Below are 16,808 nucleotides of genomic sequence, written 5' to 3'. Positions count from 1 at the left end.
CAGGCCGACGGTGCTCGACGAATACGTGCTGCTGGCCGACCACGCGCTCGGTGACCCGTCCTGGGTGATGGGCCGGGTGCTGGACGTGCTGGGGCCCGTCGTGTACGCGGTGCTGCACTGGGTGTACATCGAGTTGCCGGTCGCGGCGATCGTGGTCGCGGTGTGGCAGCTGCGCCGCGTGGCCACGAGCGGGCGCTGGCCGAGTCACTATCTGGTGCGCACGTTTCTGGTGCTCGGGCTGGTCGGCCCGGTCATCTATGTGATCTTCCCCGTGGTGGGACCGATGTTCGCGTTCGGGCCGGACGGGCACGGGCTGCAACTCGGCAACTTCTGGCCGGGCGTGGTGCCGCCGCTGGACCGCAGCCCGATGCCGATGCCGTTCGACACGGCGACCCCGCGCAACTGCATGCCGTCCATGCACACGGCCTGGGCGCTGTCGGTCTTCCTGCACACCCGTCGCGATACCGACGGCGGTCCGGCGCCGGCCTGGCTGCGCTGGGGCGGCACGTTCTGGCTGCTGGCCACGCTCACCGCGACCCTCGGCTTCGGCTATCACTACGGCGTCGACCTGGTGGCCGGCGCGGTGCTCTGCCTGACCGTGGAATCGGCGCTGCGTGATCCCGAACGCGGCTGGGGCTGGTTCCGCATCCGCCTCGTCGCGGGCGGCCTCGCGGTCCTGGCCACCCTGCTGTTGTCCTACCGTTTCCTGCCGGTCTCGATGGCCGAATACCCCGTCCTCGCAGGCACCGTCGTCCTCGCCCTGCTCGCCGGCCTCGCCGCCGCCTTTCACGCCGCCTGGTTCGCCAACCGCTCCCAAACCACCCCCAAAGAGCTCGAAACCGTCACCCACTGAACCGTTTCCGCCTGCGAGGGTCAGTCGATCTCGTTGCCCAGTTCGTTGACGGTGAGGAGGCCGTCGCGGTGGCGTTGTTCGCGGTAGGCGGTGCGGCCGATCAGGTGGGCTACTACGGGGGCGGTGAGCAGGGTGAAGAGGCCGACGAGGACGAGCGCCCAGACGTTGCCGTGGCCGTAGAGTTCGATGGCCGCGCCCGCGAGGACCAGGATGAGGCCGACCACCTGGGGTTTGGTGGCGGCGTGCATGCGGGTGAGGGTGTCGGGGAAGCGCACGATCGCGATCGCCGCGGTGAGCGCGAGGGTCGCGCCGAACAGGATCAGCGCGGCGGACAGCCACTGCCACAGGGTCATCGGCCACCTCCGGCGGTCGGGTGCGTGCGGGTCACTGGTCGTCCCGGACGCGGAAGCGGGATACCGCGGCGGAGCCGAGAAAACCGACCAGGGCCAGCGCGATGATCGCGGGCAGCAGGGTGGTGTCCTGGCTGTAGGCCGCCCAGACGGCGAGACCGGACGCGGCGATCGCCATCAGCGAGTCGATGCCGACCACCCGGTCCAGCGTGTTCGGTCCGGCGAGGATGCGATAGCAGGTGAGCGCGGCGGCAACGGTCAGCATCACCCCGGCCACGATGGCGACGACGGTCACGGGAGCACCTCCGGGGGCGTTGCGCCCGAACGCCATTCGGCATGGCGTTCGAACGACGAGATGAGCAGTTTCTCCAGGCGCCGGGTGGTCCGGTAGAACTTGTCCACCGCTGCGTCGCTGCTGACGTCGAGCACGTGGACGTAGACCACGCAGCGCCGCCGGTCGATCTCGAGCACCATGGTGCCCGGGATCAGGTTGAGCAGGTCCACGCACAGCACCAGCACCAGATCGGATTTGGTGCTCAGATAGACCCGCAGCACCCCGGAAACCGGCGGCGCGGCCGGGCGGATCGCGAACCAGGCCACCTGCACACTCGACTCGATCGCGTAATACGAAGCGACGAAAACCAATTGGAGCAGTGACAGCGGATGCAACCGCCCGCCCACCGGCACCCGGGGCAGCGGCAGCGCCACCATGATCAGCGCGCCCACCGCGATCCCCGCCAGCAGATTGGCCACGCTGAGATCGCCCCACAGCGCGATCCAGACCACCGTGAGCCAGCTCAGCACGCCGACGCGCACCGCGCCCTCGCGGCTCACCCCGCGCTGCCAACGCTGCGTGGTCATCGGCTTCCTCCCGGCTCGGCGGGCAGCGAATCACCCAGCACCGCGGTGATATACACGCCAGGGTCGGCGAGATCCGCGGCGGCGCGGTCGGCGATGCGCAGCATCGGGCCCGCGAGCACCGTCAGGCTGAGGCTCACCGCGACCAGGGCCGCGGTGGAGGCGACCATCGGCAGCGGCATCCGGCCGGGATCGGTGCGTTCGTCGTACAGCACGTCGGTCGATTCCTCGATCAGCGTCGGCGTATTCGCCGCGGACAGGTGCCCTTCCGGCGCCTCCGCGCGCGGCCGCCAGAACGCTTTGCTCCACACCCGCGCGACGGTGTACAGCGTGAGCAGGCTGGTCAGCACCGAGCCGCCTACCAGCACCCAGGCCAGCACGCTGCCGTCCTGCGCGCCCGCCTGTAGCAGCGCTACCTTGCCGATGAATCCCGAGAACGGTGGAATACCACCGAGATTCAGCGCCGGTATCAGGAACAGCACGGCGAGCACCGGGCTGGCCGCGGCCAGCCCGCCGAGTCTGCGCAGCGACGTCGAGCCGGCCTGCCGCTCGATCAGGCCGACCACCAGGAACAACGCCGTCTGCACCAGAATGTGGTGCGCCACATAGAAAACCGCGCCGGCCAGGCCGGACACACTGGCCAGCCCCACGCCGAACACCATGTAGCCGATGTGGCTGACCAGTGTGAACGACAGCAGCCTGCGGATATCGCTCTGCGCGATGGCGCCGAGGATGCCGATCAGCATGGTGAGCAGTCCGCACACCAGCAGGATGGACTCGAATTCGCCGCCGGGGAACAGCAGCGAATGCGTCCGGATGATCGCGTACACACCGACTTTGGTGAGCAACCCGGCGAACACCGCGGTCACGGGTGCGGGCGCGGTGGGGTAGGAGTCGGGCAGCCAGCTCGACAGCGGGAACACCGCCGCCTTGATCCCGAACGACACCAGCAGCACCGCGTAGATGGCCGTGCGGATGCCCTCCGGCACCGCCCCGATCCGCTCTGCCAGCTGGGCCAGGTTCAACGTCCCGGTGGCCGCGTAGGTCATGCCGATGCCGGTCAGGAAGATCAGCGAGGCGAGCATCGAGACCATCACGTACGAGACGCCGGCGCGGATGCGGGCGGCGGTGCCGCCGACGGTCAGCAGCACGAACGAGGCGGCGAGCAGGATCTCGAAGCCGACGAACAGGTTGAACAGGTCACCGGCCAGGAAGGCGGCCGAGACGCCGCCGGTGAGCACGAGATAGGTGGGGCGGTAGATCGAGGTCGGCTGGCGCTGGTCGCCGTCGCGGATGTTCTGTCCCGCACCGTAGATCGCGACGGCGAGCAGCACGATGGACGAGACGAGCAGCATCGCCGCCGACAGCCGATCCGCCACCAGGGTGATGCCGATCGGTGTCTCCCAGTTGCCGACCTGTACCGCGGTGGTGCCGTGGCGGTCGGTCAGATACAGCAGGAAAGCGCAGATGACGACCACGGCGGTGAGCGCGCTCAACATGATCACGCGTTGCGTGCGCGGCCTGCGACCGAAGACCAGCGTGCCCGCGGCCGCGAGCAGCGGCACCAGCACGGGCAGCGGCATCAGGGTGCGCAGCAGGTCGGCGGAGAGGCTCAATCTTCCGGGTCCTCTCGCTCGCGCCTGCGGGCCACGTCCACGTCGTCCGGGTCGTTCTCGACATCGTCGGTGGTGGTGAGCGTGAAGGAGCGGTAGGCGAGCGCGAGCACGAACGCCGCGATCCCCATGGTGATGACGATGGCGGTGAGCACCATCGCCTGAGCCAGCGGATCGGCGGTGTCGCGGTGGGTGGTGTCGGTCTGACCCTGGATCGGCGCGCGCCCGTCCCGCCCGGCCAGCGTGATGATCAGCAGGTTCACCGCATTGCCGAACAGGATCATGCCGAGCAGCATCTTCGACACCGCGCGCTCGAGGATGAGATAGACCCCGCACGCGACCAGCACGCCGATCACGATCAGCAGGGTGAGATTCGCCGTCATGACGCGGGATCTCCCTTCGCCGTGGCGGGTTCGCTCGTGGCAAGCTCGCTGTCCAGGCGGGCGCCGAGGCTGCGCAGCACGTCGAGCACCAGGCCGACGACGATCAGGTACACGCCGAGATCGAAGAACAGCGCGGTCACCAGTTTGACGTGGCCGAGCACCGGCAGCGTCACCTCGAAGATCGCGGAGGACAGCGGTGGCACACCGAAAAACAGTGAGACGCCCGCGGTTCCGGCGGCCAGGGTGAGTCCGGCGCCGAGCAGATGGCCCGCGTCGACCGGCAGCGCCTCGCCGAGCTCGTAGCGCCCGCCCGCCAGATAGCGCAGCGTCAGCGCCAGCCCGGCGGTGAGACCGCCCGCGAACCCGCCGCCGGGCGCGTTGTGCCCGGAGAAGAAGAAATACACCGACAGCACCATGATGGTCGGGAACACCAGACGGGTGGTGATCTGCATGACCATCGACCGGTCCGCGCGATCGACCAGCCGTCCGGCGGGCAGCCAGCTCACCAGATCCGGGTCGTAGTGCGGCGAATCGGCGGCGCGCGGCGCGCTGCCGAAGCGACGGCTGCGGAACACCAGCGAGGCCACACCGGTGGCCGCGACCACGAGCACCGAGATCTCGCCGAGGGTGTCCCACGCGCGGATATCGACGAGCAGCACATTGACGGCGTTCTTGCCGCCGCCGAATTGGTATGCGGCGTCGGGGATCCGGTGCCAGATCGGTTCGGCGGTGCGGGCCGCGGTGGCGAACGCGCCGAAGACCGTGACGGCCGTGCCGACCAGCGCCGCCAGGATCGCGCGGCGGGCCTTGAACGCGGTCGCCTTACCCTCCTCGATCTCGGCGGGGAAGGCGCGCAGCACCAGCACGAAGATCACCAGGGTCAGCGTCTCGACCAGGAATTGGGTGAGCGCCAGGTCGGGCGCGCCGTGCAGCGCGAAGATCACGCCGCAGCCGTAACCGGTGACGCCGACCACCAGCACGCCGGCCAGCCGGTTGCGCAGCACGGTCGCGCCGAGCGCCATCGCGATCATGATGCCGCCGATCACCGCCTGCAGCGGCGAATCCCACAGGCGCAGTTCGACTCCGGTGCGGGTGCCGACCGCGAGCAGGACGGCGGGCAGGATGATCAGCGTGCTGAGGATCGTCGCCTGGCTCAACGGCAACGAGCCGCGCTGCACCGCGCCGGTCATCCGCAGCGACAGCCGGTCCATCGCGCGCAGCGTGGCGTCGTAGGCGCGGTCGGCGTTGCCCAGGCGCGGATGCGCCGGGTCGCGGAGCCGGTCGCGCAGCTGGAACAGCGCGATACCGCCCGCGATCACCAGAACGGTCAGCAGCAGTGCGAGATTCACGCCGTGCCAGAGCGCCAGGTGCGAAAGCAGTTCCTCCGGCAGCGTTTTCGCGTAGGGGCTCAACAGCCGGTCCAGCCCGGGCGCGGCCAGACCCGCGACCAGGCTCGCCACCGCGAGGACCGCGGGCGCGGCCAGGAACAGCGCGCCGGGGGCGTGCCAATCGCCTTGGTGATCGGGCTTGTCGTCGGTCGCGGTGCCGGACGCGTCGAGGTATTCGGTGACGCGGCGGGCCCGGTGCGCACCGTGCGGGGTCGGCTGTCCCGGCTTGTCCGCGAACGCGCCCCAGACGAAGCGGATGCTGTAGCCGACGGTCAGCATCGAGCCGAGCACCACGCCGACGGCGAGCGCCACCCTGGCCGGTTCGGCGAGGTTGTCCGCGTCCAGGATGGCGCCGAGCGCGCTCTCCTTTCCGACGAAGCCGACCAGCGGCGGCAGGCCCGCCATGCTCAACGCGGCGAGCACGGCGATGCCGCACAGCACCGGCGCCGTGCGGCCGAGCCCGGAGAGCCGGCGCAGGTCCCTGGTGCCCGCGCTGTGATCGATGATGCCGACCACCATGAACAGGCAGGCTTTGAACAGCGCGTGCGCCACGATCAGGGCGACCCCGGCCAGCGCCGCCGCCGGGGTGCCGACGCCGACCAGCACGATCAGGAAGCCGAGCTGGCTCACCGTGCCGAACGCGAGCACCAGTTTCAGGTCGGTCACCTCCATCGCGCGCAACCCGGCGAGCAGCATCGAGGCCACGCCGAGGGTGAGCACGAGCGGATGCCAGACCGGGTTGTCCGCGAACACCGGGGCCAGCCGCGCCACCAGGTAGACGCCGGCCTTCACCATGGCCGCGGCGTGCAGATACGCGCTGACCGGAGTCGGCGCCGCCATCGCGCCGGGCAACCAGAAGTGCAGCGGCACCACGGCGGACTTGCTGAGCGCGCCGACCAGGATCAGCACCAGCGCCACGTTCACCGCGAGACCGCTGGGCGGATCGGTCCGGGCCAGCAGCTCGGAGAGCAGGTAGCTGCCGCTCACCTCGCCGAGCACGATCAGGCCGACGAGCATCGCCAGCCCGCCGGCGGCGGTCACCAGCAGGGCCTGGATCGCGGCCCGCCTGCTGTTCGCCTGTTCGGCGTTGTGGCCGACGAGCAGGAACGACAGCACGGTCGTCACTTCCCAGAAGACGAACAGCAGCAACATGTTGTCGCTCGTCACGAGCCCGAACATGGCGCCGGCGAAGCCGACCAGTTCGGCGGCGAACACCCCCAGCCGCGGCTCGTCGTCCTCGAAATATCGGGCGCAGTAGACCAGGATCAGGGCGCCGATGCCCAGCACCAGCACCGCCATGATCGCGGCGAGCGAATCGAAGCGCAGGTCGATGTTCATCGCGATGCTCGGCGCCCAGGCGAGCCGAACCTGCTGTGTGCTACCCCAATTCGCGATCACCCAGCCCAGGCAGCCGAGCGGCACCAGTGCCAGTACGTAGAAAGCGTTGCGCCCCAGTGCCTTCACCCACAGCGGTGCGACGAGCGCGGCGGCGGCGATGGCGAGCAGGATTGCGAGCAAACTGCACTCCGTCCGGTAGGGGCGGCGGGGTCGTGCGGGACAATCCTACTTGGAGCCTGGGACTTTCTGCTCCCCGCCGAGTATGGCGTCGGCCATCCGGCGCTGGTCAGGCTATATATCCGCTAACGCGGCGTCGGTCGTCGATCCGCTCGCCCGCGGCCGCCCGCGGGGCCGCAACCGGTACAGCACGGCGAGGCCGACCGCGCTGCCGAGCGCGATCGCCAGGGCGGCGCGGCCCGGCGTGCTGTTGTAGCCGGACGCCTCGGGTGTGTGCCAGGCCTTGTCGGTATCCGGCAGGGCGGTCACCACCGAAGGCAGATAGAGGGCCGACAGCGCCAGCACGCCGCTCGGCGCGTAGCGCGGTCGCGCGGTGGCGCAGCAGTAGCCTGCGGTGAGCGCGAGGACCGCGCTGCTCGCGGTGAACAGCAGCCAGTTCGCGTCCGGCGGGGTCAGCACGGCGAAGCCGGCGATCCCGGCGATCAGCGTGACGGCCAGTGTCATCGACGGCATCCGGACGCCCGCGAGGATGCCGATGGCGGTGAGCGCGACCATGCCCCATACGCTCCAGCCCGGCCGGGGGACGTAGCCGAACGCGTCCGCGGCCGCGGTCAAAGCGACCGCGAGATAGACGGCCGCGCCGTCACGGCCGGGCAGCAGCATGGCCGCCACGGTGGCCGCGGCGACCGTGGCCGCGGCGGCCAGCCCGATGTCGACCGCGTGATCGATGGCGGGCGCATTGCTGAACTGCTTGGTCAGCCACTCGGTGACGGCGAGGATCACCAGCGCGAGCACCATCGCCGCGAGGATCGGCGCGATCGGCAGTTCGATCGCCATCCGCGGCGGCTGGTCGACGGTGGCCGACCAGTTGCGCATGGTGCTGAAGACGAGCAGCACCAGCATCACGGCGATCAGCCAGCGCGGCGGGGTTTCCAGCACGGCGTAGGGATCCAGATCGATGTGCAGCAGGTCCGAGAGGTCGCTGAACACGAAGAAGCCGACGCCGCCGAGCGCCAGACCCGCCGCGGGCAGCGTTCGGCGCAGCACCGCGGCGCCGAGCGCGCCGAGCACGACCCCGGCGCACACCGAGTCGATGTAGTTCTGCGTGGTCAGCATGTCGGCGGAGGAAACCTGTTCCCCCGCAATGTGGTTGACCAGCTGTGCGATCGCGCCGAGCAGGGCGGTCAGCCAGGCGGTGGCCGGGCGGGCGGCGGTGCACACGATCACCGCGACGGCGACCGCGACGATCACGCCGATGGCGGCGCCGCGCGGCACGCTGCTGATCAGGTTGGTGATCCGGTAGGGCGTGCTGTCGCGGACCGTGCTGAAGGTGACCGGCAGGAACAGCGTCACACCCGCGACCGCGGCTCCGAAGAAGACCGTGACCGCGTCGAACGCATCACCCATCCGTCGCACGTGCCGAACATACCTGCGCCCATCGGGTCAGCCTGTGATTGCCGTCACTTTGCCGAGGTATGTCGAGTTGTGCACAACGGCAGAAAGGCGTCGTTTACGGCGCGTTTGCCATCTGATCGTCGACGGCTATAGGTAGCGCCCCTCGCTGCTGGTCGGCTGGCCTCTGTTTTCGGCGTACCGGCGCAGCGATTCGACCTGGAGCGGGTCCAGCGACGGCCGGACGACAGTTCGTGCCGCGGCCACGTCGGCGGCGGTGACGTCGGCGGCCTCGACGTCGCGGCGCATCGCCGCCAGCGCCGCCTCGCGCAACAGTGCGGCGCAGTCGGCCGCGGAGAACCCGTCGAGCGTACGGGCCAGCGTGGGCAGATCGACATCACCGGCCAGCGGCACCGAGCGACCCGCCGTCCGCAGAATCGCCAGCCGGGCCGCGCTGTCCGGCGGCGGCACGAAGACCAGCCGCTCCAGCCGTCCCGGTCGCAGCAGCGCCGGATCGATCAGCTCGGGCCGGTTCGTCGCGCCGAGCACCACGACATCGCGCAGCGGTTCCACCCCGTCCAGCTCGGTGAGCAGCGCGGCCACCACCCGATCGCCGACCCCGGAGTCGCTGCTCTGCCCGCGGCGCGGGGCGAGCGCGTCGACCTCGTCGAGGAAGATCAGCGACGGCGCGGAATCGCGGGCGCGCTGGAACAATTCGCGTACCGCGCGCTCGGACGAACCGACCCACTTGTCCATCAGTTCGGCGCCCTTGACGGTGTGCACGCTGAGCTGACCGGTGCTCGCCAGCGCGCGCACCAGGAAGGTCTTGCCGCAGCCGGGCGGGCCGTAGAGCAGCACGCCGCGCGGCGGGTCGATGCCCAGGCGCGCGAACGAATCCGGATGCCGCAGCGGCCACAACACGGTTTCGGTCAGCGCCTGCTTGGTCTCGACCATATCGCCGACCTCGTCCAGGGTGAGGCTGCCGATGGCGGGTTCGTCCAGGCCGGAACGGGACAGCGGGCGGATCACGGTCAGCGCGTCGAGCAGATCCGGTTGGGTCAGCTGCGGATCGGTGTGCTCCTTGCTCGCCCGCGACGCCGCGCGCAATGCCGCCTCCCGGCACAGGGCGGCCAGATCGGAGACCACGAAACCCGGTGTGCGCGCGGCGATATCATCGAGGCGCAGCTCGGCGACGGGTACCTGGCGCAGCAACTGCTCCAGCAGCGACTTGCGCACCGCGGCGGTGGGCAGCGCCAACGCGAGTTCGCGGTCGCAGAGATCGGGCGCGCGCAGCCGGGCATCGACATCGGCGGGATGCGCGGTGGTGGCCAGGAAGGCGACGCACGGTTCGGCGACCGCGGCCCGCAGCTGATCCAGGATGAGCGTGGCGACCGGTTCGGCCTGCGCGGGCAGCAGCGCGTCGATATCGGTGACGAGCAGGATCCCGCCCTGTCCCGAGCAGGCGTCGGCGACCGCCTCGGCGACCTCGCGTAACCGGGTGCCGCTCTCGGCCGCGCCGATGGTCGGTCCGTCGAGCTCGACGATGCGCCGCGGCGCGGTGACCGCGCGCGCCAGCGTCGCCTTGCCGACGCCGGCCGGACCGGTGATCAAGACGCCGAGATGCGGTGTGGCGCCGAGGGTTTTGAGCAGCTCCGGTTCGTCGAGAGCCAGGCTCAGCCACTCGGTGAGCTTGGTCGCCTGACTGTGCGCGCCCGCGAGATCCTTCACCGTGATCCGCGGTGCGGTGTCGCGCACCGCCCCGTGCCGGCCCGCCGGCGCGCCGTTCACGGCGGCCGCGCCGTCGAAGGCGGCGGCCTCGGTCGCAGCGTGGGCGGCGGTGCCCGTGGGGACGGGCCCCCCGGCCGAAGCCCGATCGGCGGCGTCGCGGGCCGCGACCACCCCCGCGCCCCACACCACCGCGGTGTTCGGCTGCACGCTGACCGGCCCGCGCGGATCGGTGGCGGTGACGGTGAGCAACTCGGTGGTCCAGGCGATGCCGAAGGTGCGTGAAAGTGCTTGCGAGGCAGCGGCGGAACTGATGTCGGGGCCCAGATCGCGCGGCAGCAGCGAGACCGCGTCGCCGACGGTGACCACCTTGCCGAGCAGTGCTTGGCGCAGGGTGGCCGCCGGGATGGTCCGGGTCGCCTGCACCGAACCGCTCACCGAGATCTGTTTCGCCCCGTACACGGTGACCGGTGCGACGACCACGGTCGCGTTCTCCCGCAGCCCGGCATTGGACAGCGTCACGTCGTCGAGCAACGCGACGCCGGCCGGCGTGCCCGCGGGCGCGACGCCGACCACCGCGGCCGTGCGCCGCGAGCCGACCAGCGCGATACCGTCCCACTCCCGCAGGCCGAGCGCGGCCAGGGCCTCCGGATGCAGGCGCACCACGCCGCGCCGGGCATCGGCCGCGGACGGATTCCATCGAGCGGTGAGCGCTAGTTCTGCCACCGTGCCATTCTGCCGCGCCGGACTTCGAGACAGGGCCTAGTTGTTCTTCGCGACGATCCCGGCGGCGACCGCGACCGGCGTCTCGGCCACGCTGCCGGACAGGCAGACCAGCTTCGCGGTGCCGAGCGCGACATTCGGGCTGCCCGCGAACGTGCTGTCCGGATGCTGCGCGAGCAGCTGTTCGATCAGCGCCTTCTCCGCCTCGTTGTCCAGTTTCTTGAACTCGGCGCAGGTGGTCTTCGACGGGTCGGCGGCGGCGCTGCCGGGCGCGGTGTTGCCCGGTGTCGCGGAGTTGCTCGCCCCGGCGGGCGCACTCGGCGCCGCGGCCGCGGCACTGCTCGAGCTGCTCTGCCGCGGGCCGTCGGCGGTGCTGGAATCGGTCGAGGACTGGCCGCAACCGGCCAGCACCAAGGCCACCGTCCCGGCGGCGAGGACGATGGCGGAAGTTCGCTTCATACCGTGCTTTCCCCGATGGGTTGCTGTGGAAATAGCCCGCCCCGGGTCCCGGTCGAGTGCCAGGCCCGCGGCGTGCTCGGTGCAGCGTACCGGTTTGCGCGGGATCAGTGGATGTGTGCCCGCCAGTCCGCGGGCACCCGGCCGCGCGGGCCCGGGGCGCTCTGCTCGGCGGGGTGACTGGTCGGCGGCGCGAGTTCGGGTCCGTCGCCGTACATTTCCTCGGTCCGGAAGTTCCAGTACCAGTCCTCGCCCGGCTCGAAGCTCTGAATGAACGGGTGGCCGGTGTCTTTCGCGTGCTTGCTCGCGTGCTGCTCCGGAGACGTGTCACAACAACCGATGTGCCCGCACTGCGCGCACCGGCGCAGATGCACCCACCAGCCTTGTGCCTGTTCGCATTCCACGCACCCGGTGCCGCTCGGCGCCACTGCCGGGTCGATGCCTTCCAGTTCCTGTGTCATCGTTGCTCTCCTGCGGTCGGTGCGTTCGCTTCGTCGGTGGGATTGTCCGCGTTGCGGTTCAGCGGCAACCACACCGTGAACCGCGTGTTGCCGGGTTCGGAGTCGACCTGGATATCGCCGTCGTGCTTGTTCACCACGATCCGGAACGAGATGTCGAGCCCGAGGCCGGTGCCCTCGCCCATCGGCTTGGTGGTGAAGAACGGTTCGAAGATCCGGCTGCGCACCTGCTCCGGGATACCGGGCCCGGTATCGCCGATTTCGATGACGGCGCAGTCGTTTTCGTGCCGGGTGCGAATGGTGAGCGTGCCCCGGCCCTGCATCGCGTACACCGCGTTGTCGATCAGGTTGGTCCACACCTGATTCAATTCCGCGGCGTAGCACGGCACTTCGGGCAGCGCGCGGTCGTACTCCTTGACCACCTCGACGCCGTCGCCGATCTTGCGGCTCAGCATCACCAGTGTGCTGTCGAGCAGATCGTGGATGTCCACCACCTGGAACGGCGCCCGGTCCATCTGCGAGTACTGCTTGGCCGCGTTCACCAGGGACGAGATCCGGGTGGTCGAGTCCGCGATCTCGTTCATCATCAGCTCGGTCTCGATGGTGTAGTTCAACCAGCGGATCGCGCCTTGGAACACCTGGTCGGTGCAGCCCTCCAGAGTGCCGGCCACCCGCTCGAGCCAGTCCACGTCGAAGCCGGCCTGCACGAAGTTCGGCGCCAGGTTCCAGCCGTCGATGATGCCGTGCTCGTCGAGCCATTCGCCGAGCACGTCCTCGCGGTCGGCGGCCTCCATCGGGGTCAGCTCGGGTGCCTTGGCCACCTGCGCCGCCGCCTCCTCCTGCAACCGCACCAGTGCGCCGAGGGACGCCGTGTCGAACTTGCCGTCGGCCATCATGGCCAACTTGTGCCGCATGCCCGCGACCCGTTCGCGCAGGCCGGAGGTGGCCCGTACCGCGGCCGCGGCCGGATTGTTCAGCTCGTGGGTCAGACCCGCCGACAACGAGCCCAGCGCGAGCAGCCGCTCGCGCTGGCCGACCCGGGCGTTGGCGTTGCGGTTTCCGAAGAACACGCCCTCGAGCAGGTGTACCGCCATCGGGAACCAGTCCTGCATCATCTGCGCGAAGATCGCGGCGTCCAGCACATAGAACCGGGACGGCCGGGTCACCGACATCGAGCTGTTGTAGGTCTGGTCGACCTTGTCGCCGAGGTAGGCGCTCCACGCGCCCGCGTAGGAGCCGTGGTGCTGGGTGCGCACCAGCTCGATCTCCGTGCCGCCGGACAGCTTGGTCAGCACGACCTCGCCGTCCATCAGCACGTAGAAGCAGGTGGCCGGGTCGCCCTCGCGGAAGACCAGCCCGGGCTCGATCGTCTCGACCCGCCCGTCCCGGCACAGCCAGTCCAGCTGCTCGTCGTTCAATTTCTCGAACAGGAACAGCGTGCGTAGTTCCGCGGGATCGCAGACCAGGCGGCTGCTGCGGTCCGCGGTGTCGTTCGAATTCATCTGCCAGCCTCCTGTTTACGCGAGGTACCGGTGCACGAGCATCACGGCCATCGCACCCTCGCCGACCGCGGACGCGACGCGCTTGGCCGAATCGGCGTGCACGTCGCCTGCCACGAACACGCCGGGCACGCTCGTCTCCAAATGATGTGGGGGCCTGGGTAGTTCCCAGCCCGCCGGGCGCGCGCCGTCGACGATCAGGTCGGGCCCGGCCAGCACGTATCCGGCCGTGTCCCGCTTGACCGTGCCGTCGAGCCACTCGGTTTGCGGTGCGGCGCCGATGAACAAGAACAACCGCTCGGCCTCGGCCTTCTCCTCGTTGCCGGAGACGTTGTCGCGCAGCACGATCTGCTGCAGGTGGTCGTCGCCGTCGGCGCCGCTCACCTCGGTGTTGGTGTGCACCTTGATGTTCGGGATCTGCGCGATCTGCTGGATCAGGTAGTGCGACATGGACTTGTCCAGCGAGTCCGCGCGCACCACCAGATGCACCGTCTTCGCGTTGCGCGACAGGAACACCGCGGCCTGGCCCGCGGAGTTCGCGCCGCCCACGATGTAGACGTCGCGATCGGCGCATTCGGCGGCCTCGGTCATCGCCGAGCCGTAGTACACGCCGCGTCCGGTGAACTCGTCGACGCCGGGCGCCGGATGCCTGCGGTAGTCCACGCCGGTCGCGATGATCACCGTGTGCGCGCACAGCCGGCCGCCGTCGGCGAAGCGGACCGTGCGCGCCGAACCGTTCACCTCCAGCCCGACCACCTCACGGGTGGTGATCACCTCGGCGCCGAACTTGGCCGCCTGGCGGCGGGCCCGATCGGCCAGCTGAGCACCCGAGACACCGTCGGGGAAGCCGAGGTAGTTCTCGATGCGCGAGCTCTGCCCGGCTTGTCCGCCGGTCGCCGTGCGCTCCACCAGGACCGTGCGCAGGCCTTCGGAGGCGCCGTACACCGCGGCGCCCAGCCCGGCCGGGCCGCCGCCGACCACGATCAGATCGTAGAAATCGCCGGTCGCGTTCACGGTGAGGCCGACGTTCTCCGCGAGCACGCTGTCCGACGGCTGGACCAGCGCGTCGCCGCCCGCCGTGATCACCACCGGACAGCGTTCGGGATCGGCGCCCGCGGCCTCCAGCAGTCGCGCGCCCTCCGGCTCGTCGGCCAGATACCACCGGTAGGGCAGCTGGTTGCGGGCCAGGAACTCACGCACCTCGGAGGAGCGCGGCGACCAGCGGTTGCCGACCACCTTGGTCTCGGTCACCGGCCGGTGCTCGCTGCTGCGCCAGGCGTCGAGCAACCCGTCCAGCACCGGATACAGCTTCTCCTCCGGCGGGTCCCACGGCTTGAGCAGATAGTGATCCAGATCCACCACGTTGATGGCGTTGATCGCGGCGCTGGTGTCGGCGTACGCGGTCAGCAGTACGCGGCGGGCATACGGGTGCAGGTCCATGGCCTGCTCGAGGAATTCGATGCCGTCCATGCCCGGCATCCGGTAATCGGCGATCAAGACCGCGACCGGCTGGCCGCGCAATTTCATCTCACGCAACGCCTCGAGCGCCTGCGCGCCCGATTCCGCGCGCAGAATCCGGTATTCGGCCCCATAGCGGCGGCGCAGGTCGCGGACAACCGCGCGGGAAACGCCGGGATCATCGTCGACGCTCAGGATGGCCGGTTTCGTGGCAGCGGGTGAAGTCACCTATCGAGTATGGACGGTCGTGCAAAACGGGGCGTCAACGTTCGCTCGAGGCGGACGTGTGGGCGGTCAGAGCAGGTGGTGCCGGATGAGGTCGAGTTCATCGTTGGTCAGCAGGCGTTCGAGATTCTCCGGCGAAGGGCCGCGGGCGGTGCCGCCTTCGGTCTCGCCGCCGGGCAGCAGCGGAACGTGATCCGCATGTCGACGATGTAAGAGAGAGCGCAGTTTCACGGCCGATCACCTCACGTTGGACGGGAAAGCTCGAGGCTGTGTCGTTGCTTCGTCTATCCCGCATTGTGCGCTCGGCATTACCGAAGTCGGCGCGCAACATGCTGAATGTGATCCAACTGTCTTCTGATTAAAATACGCATAAACCATGAAACAAGTTCGGCCAGGTATCCACCGGCCCCCTCGGAACCGGAGGCACCCTTGCCGCAGAATCTCGAAGCCGCCATTGACATTTCCGCCCCGCCGGAGCGGGTGTGGTCCGTCGTCGCGGACCTGAAGCGGATGCCCGAGTTCAGCCCGCAACTGGTGCGGATTGTGCAGCTCGGCCCGACCAAGAAGGGCACCTGGACGCTGCACCTGAATACCGACGGCAAGCAGTATTGGCCGACCACCGGGCGCATAGTGCGTTTCGAACCGAACCAGGTGTTCGCCTTTCGGATCAACGAGAATCGCTCGATCTGGAGTTATACGCTCGAGCCGACCGCGACGGGCACCCGGCTGGTGGAGCGCCGCGATATGTCGCGCGGCACCACGTGGTTGTCGCGCAAGCTGATCGCCACCAAGCTCGGCGGCGAAGTGCCGTTCGAGTCGGCGCTGGTCCGCGGCATGACCGAAACCCTGGAGCAGATCAAAGCCGCGGTCGAGGCGCAGCGCTGAGGACTTCGCGCGCGGAGCCGCCGATGTCCGGCGGTTCGCCCACGGCGGGCGCGTCCGGGCGCGTACGTTGCCGGAGTATGCGACGAATGACGCAATGCGCGGCCGCCGTCGCCGCGAGCGCCGTGTTGATGACGGGCTGCGGTAAGGACGAGTCCGGACCCGCACGCGATGTCACCGTCGTCGGCACCGGCCAGGTGCGCGGCGCCCCGGACATCTTGAATGCCGACCTCGGGGTGGAGGTGAGCGCGGACAAGGTCTCGGCCGCCATCGCCAAGGCGAACGAGAAGGCCAAGGCGATGACCGACGCCATGGTCGAGGCCGGGGTGGCCCGCGAGGACGTGCGCACCACCGACGTCTCCATCCAGCCGCAGTACGCGGCCGGATCCGACAGCACGGTGATCGGCTACCGCGCTGGAAACTCGGTCCGGGTGGTCGTGCGCGAGCTGACCAAGGCCTCGGGTGTGCTCGACGCGGCGATCGCCGCGGGCGGCAACGAAACCCGGTTACGCGGCGTATCTTTCGCGATCGACGACAACTCGCAGCTGCTGGCCGACGCCCGGGCCCGGGCGTTCGCCGACGCGAAGGCCCGCGCCGAGCAGTACGCGGTGCTCGCCGGGGTGCAGCTGAGCGGGGTGATCACCATCAGCGAGGCGAGCGACCGCGACGAGAGCCCCAAGTACTCCGCCCGGGACGCGGCACCGCAATCGGTCCCGCTGGAACCGGGCACGCAGACGGTGACGTTCACGGTGAAGGTCACCTGGGGACTGCGCTAGCGAGCCCGGTGGCCGCGTCAGCCGGGGCTCGGTGGCTGCGCTGGCCGGAGTTCGAGGCCTGGCCGCGTCAGACGGTGGCGTCCGCGGTGACGGGGTCGGCCGCGGCGGGGATCGGTGCGGCGGGCGCGGCGAACCGGGGCAGCGTCACGACCTGGGCCGCGTAGGACAGCCCGGCGCCGAAGGCGATGAGCAGCGCGGTGTCGCCCGGCTGTGACTGGCCCTTGCGCAGCAGCGATTCCATCGCGAGCGGGATG

17 protein-coding genes are annotated in these 16,808 nt (G+C 69.9%); 3 read left to right on the top strand and 14 right to left on the bottom strand.

Going from position 1 to position 16,808, the window contains the following annotated elements; all coding sequences use genetic code 11:
- Positions 1-853 (top strand): phosphatase PAP2 family protein (locus NBRGI_RS07840; RefSeq protein WP_036557937.1); only part of this gene is annotated, 853 nt, incomplete at its 5' end.
- 20 nt (positions 854-873) lie between these two features.
- Here NBRGI_RS07840 and mnhG read toward each other — a convergent pair.
- The 13 genes from mnhG to NBRGI_RS48035 form a co-directional block, all read right to left on the bottom strand.
- Positions 874-1,206: a monovalent cation/H(+) antiporter subunit G gene (gene mnhG / locus NBRGI_RS07835; protein ID WP_014988729.1), complete on the bottom strand. Its 333-nt coding sequence runs from the start codon at positions 1,204-1,206 to the stop codon at positions 874-876.
- Between the two features lie 31 nt (positions 1,207-1,237).
- On the bottom strand, positions 1,238-1,498 hold the full coding sequence (locus tag NBRGI_RS07830) for a monovalent cation/H+ antiporter complex subunit F (RefSeq protein WP_029894019.1): 261 nt from the start codon (positions 1,496-1,498) through the stop codon (positions 1,238-1,240).
- Positions 1,495-2,064 (bottom strand): Na+/H+ antiporter subunit E, encoded by a 570-nt coding sequence (locus NBRGI_RS07825; protein ID WP_051727565.1) that lies wholly within the window; start codon positions 2,062-2,064, stop codon positions 1,495-1,497. The genes NBRGI_RS07830 and NBRGI_RS07825 overlap by 4 nt, the downstream gene beginning before the upstream one ends.
- Positions 2,061-3,677 carry a Na+/H+ antiporter subunit D gene (locus tag NBRGI_RS07820; protein ID WP_029894014.1) on the bottom strand — a complete coding sequence of 539 codons (1,617 nt, stop codon included), beginning with the start codon at positions 3,675-3,677 and terminating at the stop codon, positions 2,061-2,063. The genes NBRGI_RS07825 and NBRGI_RS07820 overlap by 4 nt, the downstream gene beginning before the upstream one ends.
- The gene (locus tag NBRGI_RS07815; protein WP_014988725.1) at positions 3,674-4,057 is read right to left on the bottom strand and encodes a Na(+)/H(+) antiporter subunit C; all 384 of its coding nucleotides are present in this window, start codon (positions 4,055-4,057) and stop codon (positions 3,674-3,676) included. Before NBRGI_RS07815 ends, NBRGI_RS07820 begins: the two co-directional genes overlap by 4 nt.
- A complete protein-coding gene (locus NBRGI_RS07810; protein ID WP_029894011.1) occupies positions 4,054-6,963 on the bottom strand; it encodes a Na+/H+ antiporter subunit A in 2,910 nt (969 codons plus the stop codon). The genes NBRGI_RS07815 and NBRGI_RS07810 overlap by 4 nt, the downstream gene beginning before the upstream one ends.
- 111 nt (positions 6,964-7,074) lie before the next feature.
- The gene (locus NBRGI_RS07805) at positions 7,075-8,367 is read right to left on the bottom strand and encodes a hypothetical protein (protein ID WP_029894009.1); all 1,293 of its coding nucleotides are present in this window, start codon (positions 8,365-8,367) and stop codon (positions 7,075-7,077) included.
- Positions 8,368-8,502: 135 nt separating this feature from the next.
- A complete protein-coding gene (locus NBRGI_RS07800) occupies positions 8,503-10,803 on the bottom strand; it encodes an AAA family ATPase (RefSeq protein WP_029894007.1) in 2,301 nt (766 codons plus the stop codon).
- Positions 10,804-10,839: 36 nt separating this feature from the next.
- Positions 10,840-11,259 carry a hypothetical protein gene (locus NBRGI_RS07795; protein ID WP_029894005.1) on the bottom strand — a complete coding sequence of 140 codons (420 nt, stop codon included), beginning with the start codon at positions 11,257-11,259 and terminating at the stop codon, positions 10,840-10,842.
- Positions 11,260-11,363: 104 nt separating this feature from the next.
- Positions 11,364-11,717: a UBP-type zinc finger domain-containing protein gene (locus tag NBRGI_RS07790; protein WP_029894004.1), complete on the bottom strand. Its 354-nt coding sequence runs from the start codon at positions 11,715-11,717 to the stop codon at positions 11,364-11,366.
- Positions 11,714-13,216, bottom strand: a complete 1,503-nt coding sequence (locus NBRGI_RS07785; protein ID WP_029894002.1) for an ATP-binding protein — start codon at positions 13,214-13,216, stop codon at positions 11,714-11,716. The genes NBRGI_RS07790 and NBRGI_RS07785 overlap by 4 nt, the downstream gene beginning before the upstream one ends.
- 15 nt (positions 13,217-13,231) lie before the next feature.
- The gene (locus NBRGI_RS07780) at positions 13,232-14,899 is read right to left on the bottom strand and encodes an FAD-dependent oxidoreductase (RefSeq protein WP_029894000.1); all 1,668 of its coding nucleotides are present in this window, start codon (positions 14,897-14,899) and stop codon (positions 13,232-13,234) included.
- Positions 14,900-14,965: 66 nt separating this feature from the next.
- On the bottom strand, positions 14,966-15,127 hold the full coding sequence (locus NBRGI_RS48035; protein ID WP_156055098.1) for a hypothetical protein: 162 nt from the start codon (positions 15,125-15,127) through the stop codon (positions 14,966-14,968).
- A 198-nt stretch (positions 15,128-15,325) separates the two neighbouring features.
- Here NBRGI_RS48035 and NBRGI_RS07770 point away from each other — a divergent pair, with 198 nt between their 5' ends.
- A complete protein-coding gene (locus tag NBRGI_RS07770; protein WP_029893998.1) occupies positions 15,326-15,781 on the top strand; it encodes an SRPBCC family protein in 456 nt (151 codons plus the stop codon).
- A gap of 86 nt (positions 15,782-15,867) precedes the next feature.
- Positions 15,868-16,554, top strand: a complete 687-nt coding sequence (locus tag NBRGI_RS07765; RefSeq protein WP_051727564.1) for an SIMPL domain-containing protein — start codon at positions 15,868-15,870, stop codon at positions 16,552-16,554.
- A 67-nt stretch (positions 16,555-16,621) separates the two neighbouring features.
- Here NBRGI_RS07765 and NBRGI_RS07760 read toward each other — a convergent pair.
- On the bottom strand, positions 16,622-16,808 hold a 187-nt coding region (locus tag NBRGI_RS07760), incomplete at its 5' end, for a 3-oxoacyl-[acyl-carrier-protein] synthase III C-terminal domain-containing protein (RefSeq protein WP_029893994.1).

The organism is Nocardia brasiliensis IFM 10847, from assembly GCF_000710915.1.
GTDB lineage: Bacteria > Actinomycetota > Actinomycetes > Mycobacteriales > Mycobacteriaceae > Nocardia > Nocardia brasiliensis_A.
Note: the sequence above shows the minus strand (reverse complement) of the source record. Positions and strands in the feature narration are given on the sequence as shown.

What these genes read in the sequence shown, in the direction of transcription:
- mnhG (WP_014988729.1), bottom strand. Translation starts at nt 1,206, where the DNA reads ATGACCCTGTGGCAGTGGCTGTCCGCCGCGCTGATCCTGTTCGGCGCG.
- NBRGI_RS07825 (WP_051727565.1), bottom strand. Translation starts at nt 2,064, where the DNA reads ATGACCACGCAGCGTTGGCAGCGCGGGGTGAGCCGCGAGGGCGCGGTG.
- NBRGI_RS07815 (WP_014988725.1), bottom strand. Translation starts at nt 4,057, where the DNA reads ATGACGGCGAATCTCACCCTGCTGATCGTGATCGGCGTGCTGGTCGCG.
- NBRGI_RS07805 (WP_029894009.1), bottom strand. Translation starts at nt 8,367, where the DNA reads ATGGGTGATGCGTTCGACGCGGTCACGGTCTTCTTCGGAGCCGCGGTC.
- NBRGI_RS07795 (WP_029894005.1), bottom strand. Translation starts at nt 11,259, where the DNA reads ATGAAGCGAACTTCCGCCATCGTCCTCGCCGCCGGGACGGTGGCCTTG.
- NBRGI_RS07790 (WP_029894004.1), bottom strand. Translation starts at nt 11,717, where the DNA reads ATGACACAGGAACTGGAAGGCATCGACCCGGCAGTGGCGCCGAGCGGC.
- NBRGI_RS07785 (WP_029894002.1), bottom strand. Translation starts at nt 13,216, where the DNA reads ATGAATTCGAACGACACCGCGGACCGCAGCAGCCGCCTGGTCTGCGAT.
- NBRGI_RS07765 (WP_051727564.1), top strand. Translation starts at nt 15,868, where the DNA reads ATGACGCAATGCGCGGCCGCCGTCGCCGCGAGCGCCGTGTTGATGACG.